Genomic DNA, 13,929 nt, shown 5'->3' on the forward strand with positions numbered 1-13,929 from the left:
GTGGTGCGCTCCTCTCAGCGGCCCTTGAAGCTTGGGCTGCGTTTTTCCATGAAGGCGGCGACGCCTTCGCGGTAATCCTCGCTGCGCCCGGCCAGGCGTTGCAGGTCGCGCTCCAGCTCCAGTTGTTGGTCAAAGCTGTTGCTCAGGCTGGCGTTCAGGCTGCGCTTGATCAGCGCCAGGCCGTAGGTCGGTTGCATGGCCAGGTGGCGGGCCAGGGTCAGGGCTTCGTTGCGCAAGTCGGCGTCGTCCACGCAGCGGTAGATCAGGCCCCATTGCTCGGCCTGCTCGGCGCTCAGGCGGTTGCCCAGCAGGGCCAGCGCCTTGGCGCGGGCCATGCCCACCAGGCGCGGCAGGGTCCAGGTGCCGCCGGAATCGGGGATCAGGCCGATCTTGCAGAAGGCTTGGATGAAGTTCGCCGAGCGTGCTGCCAGCACCAGGTCGCAGGCCAGCGGGATGTTCGCGCCGGCACCGGCCGCCACGCCGTTGACCGCGCAGATCACCGGCAAAGGCAGGTCGCGCAGTTGGCGGATCAGCGGGTTGTAGAACTTCTCGATGGATTCGCCCAGGTCCGGCACCGCGCTGCCGGGTGCCACGTTGCGGTCGCTGAGGTCTTGCCCGGCGCAAAAGCCGCGGCCTTCACCGGTGAGCAGCAGCACGCGCACGTCGGGGTTTTCCTGGACTTGCTTCAACGCTTGCTGGACTTCGCCGTGCATCTGCGTGTTGAAGCTGTTGAGCTGTTCGGGGCGATTGAGGCTGAGCAGGGCGACGCCGGCCTCGATGGAAAACAGGATGTGTTCGAAGTTCATGGTCGTGAGGCCCTCACGGTGCACGCTCGGCGGTCAGCCGGCTCATTATTGGATCGGCGTGGTCAGCCGGTTTTGCCGGAGTATAGCTTTAACGTGATACATAAATGCAACGATAAAATTGATTTGGTGTGTCTTGTTTTGAGTTTGATGAAAATGAACTGCTCGCTGTGCTGGTCGGTAAATACCTGATAAATCCCCTATTTTATTGGCTTTACGTCGATTATCAGCGGCACCGTATCAAGCCACGGCGACACATGATTCAAGCGATACGCTTTTTCAGCTTTGTGCTTGTAAAAATGATGTGATACAAAATAAGCCAAGATCGGCATCGCTTTGCGAATACGCCATAAAAGGAATCCCCATGACTTGCTACAGCCTCGACGGCCTGACCCCGGTGGTCGACCCCACGGCCTACGTCCATCCCTCGGCGGTACTGATCGGCGACGTGATCATCGGCCCCCATTGCTATGTAGGGCCGCTGGCGAGTTTGCGCGGCGACTTCGGGCGCATCGTCCTCGAAGAAGGCGCCAACCTGCAGGACACCTGTGTGATGCACGGCTTCCCGGACAGCGACACGGTGGTCGAGCGCAACGGCCATATCGGCCACGGCGCCGTGCTGCACGGTTGCCGGATCGGCACCGATGCGCTGGTGGGCATGAATGCGGTGGTGATGGACAACGCCCGTATCGGCGCTCGCTCATTCGTCTCGGCGGCGGCGTTCGTCAAAGCCGGTTTCGAGTGCCCTGAGCAGTCGTTGGTGATGGGCGCGCCGGCCAGCGTCAAGCGCAGCCTCAGTGATGAAGAGGTGCACTGGAAACAAACCGGCACCCGTGAATACCAGCGCCTGGCTCAGCGTTGCCTGGAGCAGATGCAGGAATGCGCACCCCTGAGCGCACCGGAAGCTGATCGCCCACGCATCAGCGACAGCGGCCTGCGGCCCAAGGGCAGATGAATCGCCTGCATCCCGACGCCGCTAAAAACGGTATATTTTCTCTTTTTGCCTCGGTACGCCCATGTCGTCACTGACACCCCTGAACCAACTGATTACCCGCTTCCAGGAGCAGACGCCGATTCGCGCCAGTTCCTTGATCATCACCTTGTACGGGGACGCCATCGAACCCCACGGCGGGACGGTGTGGCTGGGCAGCCTGATCCAGTTGCTCGAACCCATCGGCATCAATGAACGGCTGATCCGCACCTCGATCTTTCGCCTGACCAAGGAAGGCTGGCTGACCGCCGAAAAAGTCGGGCGCCGCAGCTACTACAGCCTGACCGGTGCCGGGCGTCGGCGTTTCGACAAGGCCTTCAAGCGGGTCTACAGCTCCAGCGTGCCGGCATGGGATGGCTCGTGGTGCCTGGTGATGCTCACGCAGTTGACCCAGGACAAGCGCAAACAAGTGCGTGAAGAGCTGGAGTGGCAAGGTTTTGGTGCGATTGCCCCGACCGTGCTGGCCTGCCCACGCAGCGACCGCGCCGACGTCAACGCCACCTTGCTCGACCTCGGCGCCCAGGAAGACACCATCGTCTTCGAAACCACCGCCCAGGATGTACTGGCCTCCAAGGCCCTGCGGGTGCAGGTGCGCGAGAGCTGGAACATCGAGGAGCTGGCGGCCCATTACAGCGAGTTCATCCAACTGTTCCGACCGCTCTGGCAAGCGCTTCGCGAGCAGGAACAGCTACAGCCTGCGGATTGTTTCCTGGCACGGGTCCTGCTTATCCATGAGTACCGCAAACTGCTGCTGCGCGACCCGCAATTGCCCGATGAATTGCTTCCCGGCGATTGGGAAGGCCGCGCCGCCCGCCAGTTGTGCCGCAATATTTACCGGTTGATCTACGCCAAGGCCGAGGAATGGCTGAACAGCGCGCTGGAAACTGCCGACGGCCCGTTGCCGGACGTTGGCGAAAGCTTTTACCGGCGGTTCGGAGGCCTGAAATAAGGAGCGACGCTGTTCAGGAGAACGGGTGGAGTAATGTGGCGTAGAGAATAAAAATAAGCCTGCGTGAGGCCTGAACATGATGTCTTCAATTGCACAGCGCTGTGATGGGTTCGACCAATGGATCCATCAGATCAATCAGATCTGTGGCGCATTCGATGGGCAGATCCTGGGGGATGGTTTTTCCGGGCAGATCCGCGAGTACCAGAGCGGCGCGCTGAAACTCAGCTTTGTCGACGCCTGCCAGGCGCGGCTGTTTCGTACCTCCAGCCAAATCGCGGCGGGCGAGGGCGGCAAGTACTTTGCCGTGTTCCAGCTCGACGGCACGGCCGGCATGGCCCAGGGTGACAGCAAGGCGCTGTTGCGCGCCGGCGACATTACCCTGATCGATGCGGCGCACCCCAGCGACTTCACCTACAGCGAGAATTCGCGGCAGTTGTCGTTGATCCTGCCGTCGTACCTGGTGGAGCAGACCTTGCGTTTCAACCCGGTCAAATGCGGGCACCGGATCGAGGCGGCGTCGCCGATGGCGATGCTGTCCCGGCAGCTGATTCTGGAGGCCACCCGGCAAGACAACCTGACCTTGCAGGAAAGCGAGGCGACGCTGGAGGCGATCATCAACCTGCTGCGCCCGGCGATCAGCCAGGCGGGCGAGGGCAGCGACGCCCATGAGCGAGTGTTCCGCAAGACGCTGGAGTGCATTGACCAGCACATTCGCTCCGAAGAGCTGTGCCCCGAGTGGCTGGCGCGGGAGGTGGGGATGTCGGTGCGCGGGCTGTACCGGATCTTTGCCCGCAAGGGCCTGGTGGTGGCGCGGTACATCAAGAACCGACGGCTGGATTTGTGTGCTGAATCCCTGCGCCAATCCAGGGTGGAGGAAAAGCTTTCGGTGCTGGGGTACTCGTGGGGGTTTTCGGATTCGAGTTATTTTTCGACGGCGTTCAAGTCACGGTTCGGCATTGCGCCAGGTGAGTACCGCAAACAACACGCCTGATCAGGGGATACGCCGATCAAAAATGTGGGAGCGGGCTTGCTCGCGAATGCGGTGTTTCAGTTGATGCATTGGGTGACTGACACACCGCATTCGCGAGCAAGCCCGCTCCCACATTTGGATCGCGTTTCGTTCAGTTGGGCATTCCATCTTCAATCGCAATCCCTTGCGCCCGCATTTCCTTGATCAACCCCGCCCTTGTGCCCGGCAGATTGAGCATCGCTTTGTGCCGTAACTCAGTCACTTCCGCAGCGCTATAGGGCTTGTAATCCACCGGCGTACTCTTGCCCGCCATCCCGTCCGGGCGCATCAGCCAGTTCAGCAAATCCGCCAGTTGCCCATCGTTCAGCGCCGACTGCGACATCCCCGGCACCCGTACCAAAAACTCCCGCCCGCCTGGCACCTTCAGAAAGTTGCCGACAAACCCGGTCATCCTCGGTGTGTCGTTCGCCGCCGAGCCCATGCCGCTGCCCAGATGGCAGCCGGCACACTGCAGCTGATAGTTGGTCGCCACGCTGTACCCGGCCTGGGCGATCGGCGTTTGCGGCGACTCATTGCCCGGTGCGTGCTTCTGGTTTGGATTGGGAATGGCCCGAGCCTGGGCGAGCGGGGTGGCGAAGACACACATCAAGCTCAGCAAAAACAACGTACGCATGACAAGCCTCTTGCACTGACCTGTGGCGAGGGCGCTTGCTCCCGTTGGGCTGTGCTGCGGCCCCAAGATCTCTGGGAGCGCTTCGCACTCCAACGGGAGCAACCCTCGCCACAAGGGTGAGTTAAACCGCGACGCCGCGAATGATCGAGACCGTGCAGTGGTAGATGTGGGATTTGGCCGCCAGGCACCAGTTCACATCGTTGTTGTTGAACGGCCGGTACGCCGGTTCCTCACTGTCGTTACGCGTGCACGCGCACTGGGCGCAGCTTTGCTTACCGCAGCAGTCGTTATAGGAAATGATGTAGTCCTTGCCATCCGCCGGGTTGCGGCAGGTGCCGATCCAGGTCACCTGGGACGCCTCGGTGCCCGGTGGGCAGGAGGTCACCGAGCCGCCACAGCAACTGCACAGGAAACCGTCGATGGAGCAGTAGCGCCAGTAGTCGCAACTGTTCGGGTCGCCCGGGTCACCGGCTTTCGGGTTATCGGCAGCCAGCGCCTTGCTGGTGCGGTCCAGGGGCAGCAGCAGGGGCAACGCGGCGCCTGCGACCATCAGCGAACCCATACGGGCCAACAGTTTGCGTCGCGACGTGGTGTCGGCCAGGCGACGGGTCGAGCGCTCGAATAACAGATCCAGCAATTTCATGAGAGTCTCCCTGCCTTAATCAGTGGCTATGGCCGTGGCTGTGGTCGTGGGGCTGCGGCTGGCTGTTGAGGTATTCCTGCAGCGTCGCGCTTTTCAGGTGTTCGACTTCGAACAGGCTGTCCAGGTGCTCGCGGGAATTGACCAGGCCCTTGGCGCGCAAGGTGCCGCTCTTGTCGATCAGCGCGGCATACGGCAGCTTGCCGATCTGGTAGGTCATGCCGACTTCCGGGCCGACCACGTAGGTGACGTCGTCCAGCTTGTGTTCGGTGATCAGCGCGTGCTGGGCTTCCATGTCGCCGTCGCTGATAAACACCACATCGAGTCGGTCAGCCTGTTCCCTGGCGATGGACTTGATCGCCGGCAACAGGGATTTGCAGATCGGGCAGGTGGGCGAGAGGAAGAACAGCAACTGGTTCTTCTCACCGGCATAGCCGAAGTTCACCGGGCGGCCTTTACGGTCGGAAGCGGTGACTTGCGGGGCCGGCTCATTCACCGCCACGCCCTTGTCGACCATCAGTGCGCCGGCCGGGGCGATGCGCCCGTGCAGCACACCAATCTGGCGCACCAGGCCCATCACGGCAAACGCCAGCGCCAGCAGCAGTACCCACAGCAGTACGTTGGAAACAATAAGGCCTTCCATTGATCACCTACCAATCAGTTTGAGCAGAAGAGGGGAGTTCGCCAGCAGGCCATCGGCTGCGGCGTAAATCAGCAGCGCGACGGCGCTGGCGGCGACGGTGACGAAGCCGTCGAAAAAACCCAGGTCACGGGCAATCGGCAGCACGCTGGCCAGCAGGGCCACGGCCACCAGTGCGCCGTTGCGCAACAGCAGGATCGGCCGCAATGGCTGCGCCTGGTCGGGGCCTGCGCAGCCGCAGTCGATGTCCCGGCGGCCGCGCCACAGGTTGATGCCAATGGCGGCGGCGTACAGCGCAATCAGGCCGGCGGCGCCGAGGGCGGCCCAGGAACGGCTGGCCGGCACCAGCAGGGCAAAGGCAATCACCAGTTCCAGCACCGGGATTACCCGGGCGGCGGGGCGAGTCACTGCCTCTGGCAGCAACTGGTAATCGGCCAGTTGCCGGGCGAAGCGTGCCGGTGCGCGCAACTTGTGGGTCGCGGCACTGGCCAGCAACACCGCGATGGCGAGGGCGCTGGCAATGATGAAGATCGGGTCGATATGCATGGCCGAACCTCTTTAGTAGCTCATGATCTGGGTTGCGGTCTTCGCTACCTTGGCCATGCTACCGGTGAGTTTGTTGGTCTTGAGGTCGAAGATCTGCAAGCCGCCTTCGACGTCGGCGCCCAGCAACAGGGGCTTGTCGTCGCCGGTGGCCTGCATGCTCCAGACCGGGGTCGGGGCTTCCAGGGTGGCTATCTTCTTCATGGTCTTGAGGTCATAGGCCCAGATGATGGTGCTCGGGTCTTCCCACTTCATCGGCTCGTGGTTGTCGTGCATCAGCACGTACATGCGGTTGAGCTTTGGTGCCACGGCCATCAACTGCCAGCCACCCGGGGCCCAGCCGGTTTTCTTTTCCGCGTCGGTGGTGAGTGACCAGGACGGCAGGATTTTCGGCTCATCGCCGGAGAAATCTACCGGGCGGATGGTGCCGGTGGTGGTGGTGAAGTAGTAGGTGTCGCCCACGTTCACCGCGCGTTCGTTGAGCTTCTCGGCGTTGGGGTCGAAGAAGTGCGTGCGGTTGCGCGAGGTTTCCTGGCCCTGCTCGTTCAGCGTCACCACTTGCAGGCTGCCGTCGCCGCACAGGGAGGCGAAGCGGCGAGTGCCGACCGGGTAATTGAGTACGCAGCCCGGGATCGCGATTTCGGCGGTGACGGAGCGGGACTGGGTGTCGACCACGGTCACCGAGGTGGAGGGTGTGAAGTTGTAGACGTAGACGAAGCGGTCATCGCCGCTGGTCTTCAGCCCATAGCGCTGGGTCAGGGATTCGGCGCGTTTGTTCGGGATCAGCACTTCCCAGGCGGGCGACAGGCTGGAGCTGTCCCAGGCGGTGAGCACATCGGTGCGATCGCCCCGGGTGCCGCGGGAATAGTAGATGTCGGCGCTGTACAGGGTCTTCTGGTCGTGGCTCAGGGCCGAGGGCGCGGCGAAGCCGGTGGGGACCATGCCGAGGACGCGCTTCTTGTCGGGATCTACCACGGTGACGCGGCCGACCACGAAGCTTTCGAATTCGACGTCTACCACGAATGCGCGGTGGGCTTCCGGTGGAAAGGCCAGGGTGGTCTGGCCGATGGTGTCTGGCGGTAAATCCGCCTGGGCGCTGTTCAAGCCGAGTACAAGCAGGCCCAGACCCAGCGCTGACTGTACGTTGATCCTGTTGCTTCGCATTAGGGGCACTCCCTGAATTATTGTGTTTTGCTAATCGCGGGTGCTTTGGCAGATTCTTGCAAGTGGATTCTGCCTTGTGGGGCGATTGCAAGAATTGTTGTGTCTGCCAAGTGGTTGTGTGTCTGTGCCAATGGTTTGGGGTAGGGTGTATATCCGTTATTTTTGTTATGGCAGAAACGGGTTCCGCTCTTGCAGCGGCTCACTTTTGAACAGCTCCTACAGAAAAGCCGCTTCGCAAATGCCCCAATCTCACGGCCCCATCAAAGGCAACGAAAAACTGAACACCGCCCCACACGGCTCCAGATTCTGCGCCCAGATATCCCCCTGATGCCGACCAATGATGTTCTTGCACAACGCCAGCCCAATCCCGTTACCACCCACCTTCGACGAAAAGAACCCGTCAAAGATTTTCTCCCGCGCCACGGCCTGAATCCCGCGCCCACAATCCTCGACACTCAACCGCGCCACGTTTCCATCCCGGCAGGCATGCAACCGCAGCACCCGACGCTCCACGGGCAGCTCACTCATCTCTTCAATGGCATTGAACGCCAGGTTCAGAATCACCTGCCCAATCAGCACCCTCTCGCACTGCACCATCAGCGGTTGCGCGCTCGGGACGATCTCCAGCCGCACCTGACTCGGCTCGGCCCGCAGGCTGATGAAATATCGGGTTTCCTGCAGCAACTCATTGAGGTCCACCCACTCCGCGCTCTGCTCCAGCTTGACCACATAATCACGCACACTCTTGATGATCGTTGACGCATGCTCGACCTGCCGCACGGCACTTTGCAGCCCCCAGTTCACCCCCTGGTCGGCACTGTGGGTATCGCCCAGACGAATCAAAACCCCCTCGATAAAATTGCGCGTGGCCGCCAGTGGCTGGCTCAACTCATGAGCAATCGCCACCGCCATCTCGCCCATGGCGTTGTATCGGGCCAGGTATTCAAGCTGCTGTTCACTGACACGCCGGGCTTCCTCGGCGCGGATCAGGTCCCGCTTCACCTTGTCTTCCCGGGAAATATCACGGAACTGCACCATCAGCACGTCGCGCCCGTCCAGGTGCACCAGCGTCGCGACCGCTTCCGAAAGAATCTCCACCCCGGCCTTGGAGCGATAACACCACTCGATGGTGCGCTGGCCACTGCGGGCCGCGCGCTCAAGCCAACGCAAGCCGATGGAGCGCTTGTACTTCGGTGCGTCCCGGGTCATGTCCGGGGCCTTGAGCGGGATCAGTTCTTCCAGGGTAAACCCCAGCGCCGACAGCGCCGCGGTGTTGGCCCAGAGGATGTCCTTGCTCTGCGCATCGTGAAGGATGGTGCAGATCGGCATGGCTTCGATCAGGGTGTGGAAATCATTGTTATTGGGTAGGTACATCGCGTAGCCCTTGGCGGTGGAGGGGACGACTACGGTGGCAAGTTATACCGGTTTGCATCGGGGGGCACGCTCAGAAGTAATCGGGGGCGCACTAGGGGATTTCTTTAGCCGGTGGGCTGCACGCCCCAATAGTTGACGGTGGTCGGGCTTTTTACACTGGACCTATCAACGCCCGACACGGCGTCCATAACAACTACAACGGAGAAAGCCCATGCTGCGTTCGGCCCTCGTGCAACCAGACGCTTTACCCGACGTGCAGCCCACGCTGTTCCAGCAGGTGCTCGATGAAGTGCGCCAGCGCCGCGACGAGTTCGACGCCGGCTCCCACGTGCCACGGGACATGATCGAACGCTTCAAGCAGGTGGGCATCTACCGGGCGGCCACGCCCCGTTGTTTCGGCGGCGATGCCCTGGCCCCCGCAACGTTCTTGCAGATGATCGAGCGCATATCCGAAGCCGATGGCTCTGCCGGCTGGGTTGCCAGCTTCGGCAGCGCCGGGGTGTATCTTGCGGCCTTGCCCCAGGAAACCCTCGCCGAACTGTACGCCGACAGCCCCGACCTGGTGTTTGCCGGTGGCCTGTTCCCGTTGCAGCCGGCGGAAACCGTCGAGGGCGGCTGGCAGGTCAACGGCACCTGGAAGTTTGCCAGCGGCTGCAAAGGCGCCGACCTGCTGGGCGTGGGCATCGGTGCGGCGGGCGGCAAGCCACGCACTGCCGTGTTCAAGCCCGGCCAGGTTGAAATCATCGAAAACTGGGACGTGGTCGGCCTCAAGGGCACCGGCAGCCATGACCTGCGAGTTACCGACCAATACATCGACGAGCGCTGGACCTTCATCCGTGGCGGCGCCGCCACCATCGACGAGCCGCTGTTTCGTTATCCCTCGATTGCCTACGCCGCACAGGTGCTGGCGGTGGTCAACCTTGGCCTGGCCCGCGCGGCCCTCGATGAAATCAGCGCCATGGCCAGCGGCAGCGGCATCACCGGCGCACCGAAACTGGCGGACCGCGCCTACGTGCGCATCGAAATCGCCAAGGCCGAAGCCCGGCTGAGCGCCGCTCGGGGCTTTTTCTACGGCGCCACCGAACAAGTGTGGAACTCGATCCTCGCCGGCAACCCGGTCACGGCCGAGCAAACCAGCCTGTTGCGCCTGACCGCCATTCACGTGTCCCAGGCCGGCGCCGCCGTGGTGCAGAGCGCCTACAGCCTGGCGGGCACCACCGCGATCTACCTGCGCCACCCGCTGCAACGCTACCTGCGCGACGCCATGGTGGTGACCCAGCACGCCTTCCTCAGCGAAGGCCTGTACGACGGCGCGGGCTCGGTGTTCCTCGGCGTTCCTCCATTTCCTGGCTACATCTGACTTTCAAGGATCAACCCATGTCCCAAGCCACTCAAGAACCGCTGCGCGTCGTCTTCTGCATCGGCATCACCCAGAACTTTTTCGACCTGCCTACCGGCGAAGGCCTGAGCGTGTGGAAAGGCTTCAGCCAGATGATGGGCGACCTCGGCGCCATGCCGGGCATCAACGTGCTGGGGGCGATGGATGACGACCGCTTGATGGTCGGCCCGTCGACCACCTCGCCGTGGACCGTCTACATCATGGCCGACGTCGACTGCCACCAGTCGGTGATCGACGCCTGCAACCTGTTCCGTACCACGCCGGTGGGTGAATACAGCCTGTGGCGCTACGCCAAGGTCGAAGCACGGATCGGCCGCCCGCTGACCATTCCCGAAGCGGCCAGGGTGTGAGCCATGGACCTGTTGCAGCGTGTTGAAACCCTTGAAGGGGAGAGCCAGGTAAGGCGCTTGATGGCGCGCTACATGGACCTGTGCGACGTGCCCCGGGCGGCGACCAACGTTCGCGAGTTGGCCGAGCTGTTCACCGTGGATGCGGTGTGGGAAGGCATTGGCACAAGTACCGCGCAGACCTTCGGCCAGCATCGGGGGCGCGACGCGGTGGCGGCGTTTGTCGGCAGCTACCTGCCACCGTCGGAACACTTTGCGCTGAACCTGCATTACCTCACCAGTGAGTCGATCCAGGTAGACGGCAGCGCGGCTGCAGGGCAGTGGATCATGCAACAGATTTCCACCTACGCCGACCAGCGCAGCGAGTTGTTCGGCACGCGGCTGGCCATCGATTTTCGCCGTGTCGACGGCACCTGGCTGATCGCGCATTTCCGTACGCAGCGCCTGTTCAATAGCATGTTGGGGGTGAACCCATGAGTACCTTCGTCAGCGAATTTTTACTCGGTGGCAGCGGCCGACGCGTGGCCATCAAGGATTCCATCGACATCGCCGGGTATCCGACCCGCTCGGGCAGTCGTGCCTTTGCCGATGCTCCGCCAGCGACGCGGCATGCGCACGTGGTGCAGGCGGTCCTGGATGCCGGCTGGCAGATCGTCGGCAAGACCAGCCTGCATGAACTGGCATTTGGCGTCACCGGCATCAACGACTGGAGCGGTACGCCCGTCAATCCCCAGGCGCCAGACCGCGTGCCGGGCGGCTCCTCCAGCGGTTCGGCCGCGGCGGTTGCGGCGGGCCTGGCGGATATCGCCATTGGTACCGACACCGGCGGCTCGGTGCGGGTGCCGGCGGCGTGCTGCGGGATTGCCGGGTTGAAACCGACCTATGGCCGAGTCAGCCGCATTGGCGCGCAACCGGCGGTATCCAGCCTCGATTGCGTCGGGCCGTTTGCCGCGAACATGCAGGACCTGATTGCCGCGATGCAGGTGATTTGCCCGGGTTTCCAGGCACAGGCGGCGCCGTCCGGCAGCGTGCCGGTGGGCTTTCTGGATGTGGCCTGTGAGCCATGGCTGAAGGCGAGCCTGATGGCTGCCGTCGACGCGGCCGGCTGGCGTCAGCAGCGTCTGCATCTGGACGACTTTGACACGGCGTTCGGCGCCGGCCTTACGGTGATTAACGTCGAAAACTGGGCAGCCTTCGGTCACCTCACCGGCAAGGGCCTGATCGGTGCGGATGTCGAACAACGCTTGTTGGCTGCCAGCCGCACCAGCGCTGCTGATTTGGCCGAAGCCGAAGTCGTGCGCACCCGCTTCAGTCATCAGGTGGACGCCGCGCTCGAAGAATTCTCCGTGTTGCTGCTGCCGACGATGCCGGACCTGCCGCCGACCCTGGCCGAAGCCCGCAACGGCAGCCAGGCCGTGGCCCGCATGACGCCATTGGTGCGGCCATTCAACCTCAGCGGCCACCCGGCGTTGACGGTGCCGGTGACCCTGGCCGACAGCGGGCTGAAGGTCGGGCTACAGATTGTCGGCCGTAAGGGCCAGGACGAATGGGTGTGTGCCCTCGGCGCACAACTGCAGCAGAGCATCACGGTTCGCCAATAAGAACAACGCCTTGAGGAGGGCTCCATGAGTACCCATGAATACCGGCTGATTGCCAAATCGAAAAGCCTCGACGAGTTGGTCAAGCACGATCGCGTCGACGTCTCGCTGTACAACGACCCGGCGCTGTTCGAGGCCGAACTGGAAAAGATCTTCTACCGCACCTGGGTCTGGGTCGCCCATGAAAGCGAAGTGCGCAACAGCGGCGACTTCAAGACCGCGACCATTGGCCGGCGCCCGGTGATTGTGGTGCGCGACAAGAAAGGCGCGATCAACGTGCTGGAAAACCGCTGCCGCCACCGTGGCGCCACGGTTTGCGAGAAGCACAAGGGCAACGCCACCGGCTTCACCTGCCCGTATCACAGCTGGTCCTATGGTTTGGACGGCAAGCTGCGGGCGCTGCCTTACCCGGACGGCTACGAAGGCATCCTGGAAAAGTCCGAGTTACCCCTGACCAGCCTGCGGGTGGACAGCTACGCCGGGATGGTATTCGCCAGCTACAACGACGATATCGAACCGTTGGCCGACTTTCTCGGCGGCGCCAAACACTGGATGGACCTGTTCATGAAGCAGGGCGCCGGCTACCCGATCAAGACCCAGGGCGAACACAAGTTCAGCTTCAAGGGCAACTGGAAGATCCAGCTGGAAAACACCACCGACGGCTACCACTTCCCGATCGTGCACAAGTCGTTCATGTCGTCGGTGGACGCCGAGACCTCGGAAATGCTCTCGTTCATGACCGACGAGCAGGCCGTCACCCATTCCCTGGGCAATGGCCACAGCGTGATGGTGATGGTGCCCGAGCATGTCGACCTGGACCACGACGACGGTACCGAGCAATTGCAGGAGCGTTTCGCCCACGTCACCGAAGAACTGTCGAAAACCATGGAGCCGGCCCAGGTGCGACGCATCGTGCGCTCGCTGCACGGTGCCGGGTTCAACCTCAACCTGTTTCCCAATGTCGCCATGTCGATGTCGTTCTTCCGGGTGCTGCGCCCGGTGTCGGTCACCGAGACCGAAATCCGCCACGTCGCCCTGGGCATGGAGGGCGGCCCACAGGTTGCCAACCGCGAGCGCCTGCGCATCCACGAACACTTCCAGGGCCCGTTCGGCTTTGGCAGCCCCGACGACGCCGAAGCCTGGGACCGGGTGCAACGCGGCTCGTATGCCGGCGTTGCCGCACCGATCCTGGTCAACCGTGGCCTGAACCGCGAAGTGCTGGCCGACAACGGCGACAAGGTATCCCACGCCACTGATGAAGGCGGCATGCGCGGGGCCTATGACATGTGGAAAAGGATGATGAGCCAATGAACACCCTGACTGGTTTTACCGCACCGCTGGCCCAGGCCATCGAATTCATCTGGCGTGAAGCCGAACTGCTGGACCACAAGGACTACGTGCAATGGGCCGCGTTGTGGAGCGAGAGCGGGCGCTACGTCGTGCCGATCGACCCGGACACCGAGGATTTTGAAGCCAACCTCAACTATGCCTATGACGATGCGCGCATGCGTGACCTGCGCATCGAACGGCTGACGGCGGGGTATTCACCGTCGGCGGTGGATGCGGCGAAAACCGTGCGCAGTGTGTCGCGATTCACCCTGGTGGAAGCGGCGGGCGAGGTGGTGGAGGTTAACTGTGCGCAGCTGCTGTACGCCTACAAGCGCGGAGTACACACGCCGTTTGTGGCCGACCTGAATTACCGCATCCGGTTCAGCGCCGGGGTCGCGACCCTGGAGCGCAAGGTGGTGCGGCTGATCAATTCCACCGACAGCCTGAGTGCACTCGGCTTTCTGTTGTAAGCACGATTCAAACAACGACACAAAACCAATGTGGGAGCG

16 protein-coding genes are annotated in these 13,929 nt (G+C 62.5%); 9 read left to right on the forward strand and 7 right to left on the reverse strand.

All coding sequences use genetic code 11. The annotated features are described in order from the left end of the window. Nucleotides 1-14 precede the first annotated feature (14 nt). The gene (gene paaG, locus HYE77_RS10315) at nt 15-806 is read right to left on the reverse strand and encodes a 2-(1,2-epoxy-1,2-dihydrophenyl)acetyl-CoA isomerase PaaG (RefSeq protein ID WP_177068756.1); all 792 of its coding nucleotides are present in this window, start codon (nt 804-806) and stop codon (nt 15-17) included. A gap of 361 nt (nt 807-1,167) precedes the next feature. On the opposite strand from paaG, the gene paaY reads away from it, so the two are divergent. From paaY to feaR, 3 genes are all read left to right on the forward strand, one after another. Next, the gene (paaY, locus tag HYE77_RS10320; RefSeq protein WP_003208885.1) at nt 1,168-1,758 is read left to right on the forward strand and encodes a phenylacetic acid degradation protein PaaY; all 591 of its coding nucleotides are present in this window, start codon (nt 1,168-1,170) and stop codon (nt 1,756-1,758) included. Between the two features lie 61 nt (nt 1,759-1,819). Next, complete coding sequence (paaX, locus tag HYE77_RS10325) at nt 1,820-2,743, forward strand: phenylacetic acid degradation operon negative regulatory protein PaaX (protein ID WP_003208883.1); 924 nt, start codon at nt 1,820-1,822, stop codon at nt 2,741-2,743. Between the two features lie 76 nt (nt 2,744-2,819). Beyond that, the gene (feaR, locus tag HYE77_RS10330; protein WP_177068757.1) at nt 2,820-3,734 is read left to right on the forward strand and encodes a transcriptional regulator FeaR; all 915 of its coding nucleotides are present in this window, start codon (nt 2,820-2,822) and stop codon (nt 3,732-3,734) included. A gap of 130 nt (nt 3,735-3,864) precedes the next feature. Here the strand turns inward: feaR and HYE77_RS10335 are convergent, their stop codons facing one another. From HYE77_RS10335 to HYE77_RS10360, 6 genes are all read right to left on the reverse strand, one after another. Beyond that, a complete protein-coding gene (locus tag HYE77_RS10335) occupies nt 3,865-4,386 on the reverse strand; it encodes a hypothetical protein (RefSeq protein ID WP_008431056.1) in 522 nt (173 codons plus the stop codon). Between the two features lie 121 nt (nt 4,387-4,507). Beyond that, nucleotides 4,508-5,029, reverse strand: coding sequence for a methylamine dehydrogenase light chain (locus tag HYE77_RS10340; protein ID WP_003208877.1), 522 nt, complete (start codon nt 5,027-5,029; stop codon nt 4,508-4,510). Nucleotides 5,030-5,048: 19 nt separating this feature from the next. After that, complete coding sequence (gene mauD, locus HYE77_RS10345) at nt 5,049-5,669, reverse strand: methylamine dehydrogenase accessory protein MauD (protein ID WP_003208875.1); 621 nt, start codon at nt 5,667-5,669, stop codon at nt 5,049-5,051. Between the two features lie 3 nt (nt 5,670-5,672). Next, entirely contained in the window at nt 5,673-6,212 is a 540-nt protein-coding gene (locus HYE77_RS10350; protein ID WP_003208874.1) for a MauE/DoxX family redox-associated membrane protein, read from the reverse strand. 12 nt (nt 6,213-6,224) lie between these two features. After that, a complete protein-coding gene (locus tag HYE77_RS10355; RefSeq protein ID WP_003208872.1) occupies nt 6,225-7,373 on the reverse strand; it encodes an amine dehydrogenase large subunit in 1,149 nt (382 codons plus the stop codon). 249 nt (nt 7,374-7,622) lie between these two features. Beyond that, nucleotides 7,623-8,747, reverse strand: a complete 1,125-nt coding sequence (locus HYE77_RS10360) for a sensor histidine kinase (protein WP_177022055.1) — start codon at nt 8,745-8,747, stop codon at nt 7,623-7,625. A 211-nt stretch (nt 8,748-8,958) separates the two neighbouring features. Here HYE77_RS10360 and HYE77_RS10365 point away from each other — a divergent pair, with 211 nt between their 5' ends. Genes HYE77_RS10365 through HYE77_RS10390 form a run of 6 tightly spaced genes read left to right on the forward strand, consistent with a single transcriptional unit; the run spans nt 8,959 to nt 13,890 of the window. After that, nucleotides 8,959-10,107: an acyl-CoA dehydrogenase family protein gene (locus HYE77_RS10365; RefSeq protein WP_003208868.1), complete on the forward strand. Its 1,149-nt coding sequence runs from the start codon at nt 8,959-8,961 to the stop codon at nt 10,105-10,107. A gap of 17 nt (nt 10,108-10,124) precedes the next feature. After that, entirely contained in the window at nt 10,125-10,496 is a 372-nt protein-coding gene (locus tag HYE77_RS10370; protein ID WP_003208867.1) for a hypothetical protein, read from the forward strand. Nucleotides 10,497-10,499: 3 nt separating this feature from the next. Next, entirely contained in the window at nt 10,500-10,970 is a 471-nt protein-coding gene (locus HYE77_RS10375; protein ID WP_003208864.1) for a nuclear transport factor 2 family protein, read from the forward strand. Then, nucleotides 10,967-12,094 (forward strand): amidase, encoded by a 1,128-nt coding sequence (locus HYE77_RS10380; RefSeq protein WP_177068758.1) that lies wholly within the window; start codon nt 10,967-10,969, stop codon nt 12,092-12,094. The genes HYE77_RS10375 and HYE77_RS10380 overlap by 4 nt, the downstream gene beginning before the upstream one ends. A 24-nt stretch (nt 12,095-12,118) precedes the next feature. Continuing rightward, nucleotides 12,119-13,402 (forward strand): Rieske 2Fe-2S domain-containing protein, encoded by a 1,284-nt coding sequence (locus HYE77_RS10385; RefSeq protein WP_177068759.1) that lies wholly within the window; start codon nt 12,119-12,121, stop codon nt 13,400-13,402. After that, entirely contained in the window at nt 13,399-13,890 is a 492-nt protein-coding gene (locus tag HYE77_RS10390) for an aromatic-ring-hydroxylating dioxygenase subunit beta (RefSeq protein ID WP_008431075.1), read from the forward strand. Before HYE77_RS10385 ends, HYE77_RS10390 begins: the two co-directional genes overlap by 4 nt. Nucleotides 13,891-13,929 lie beyond the last annotated feature (39 nt).

The sequence above is a fragment of the Pseudomonas sp. IPO3774 genome (assembly GCF_013386835.1).
In the GTDB taxonomy this organism is placed as follows: Bacteria; Pseudomonadota; Gammaproteobacteria; order Pseudomonadales; family Pseudomonadaceae; genus Aquipseudomonas.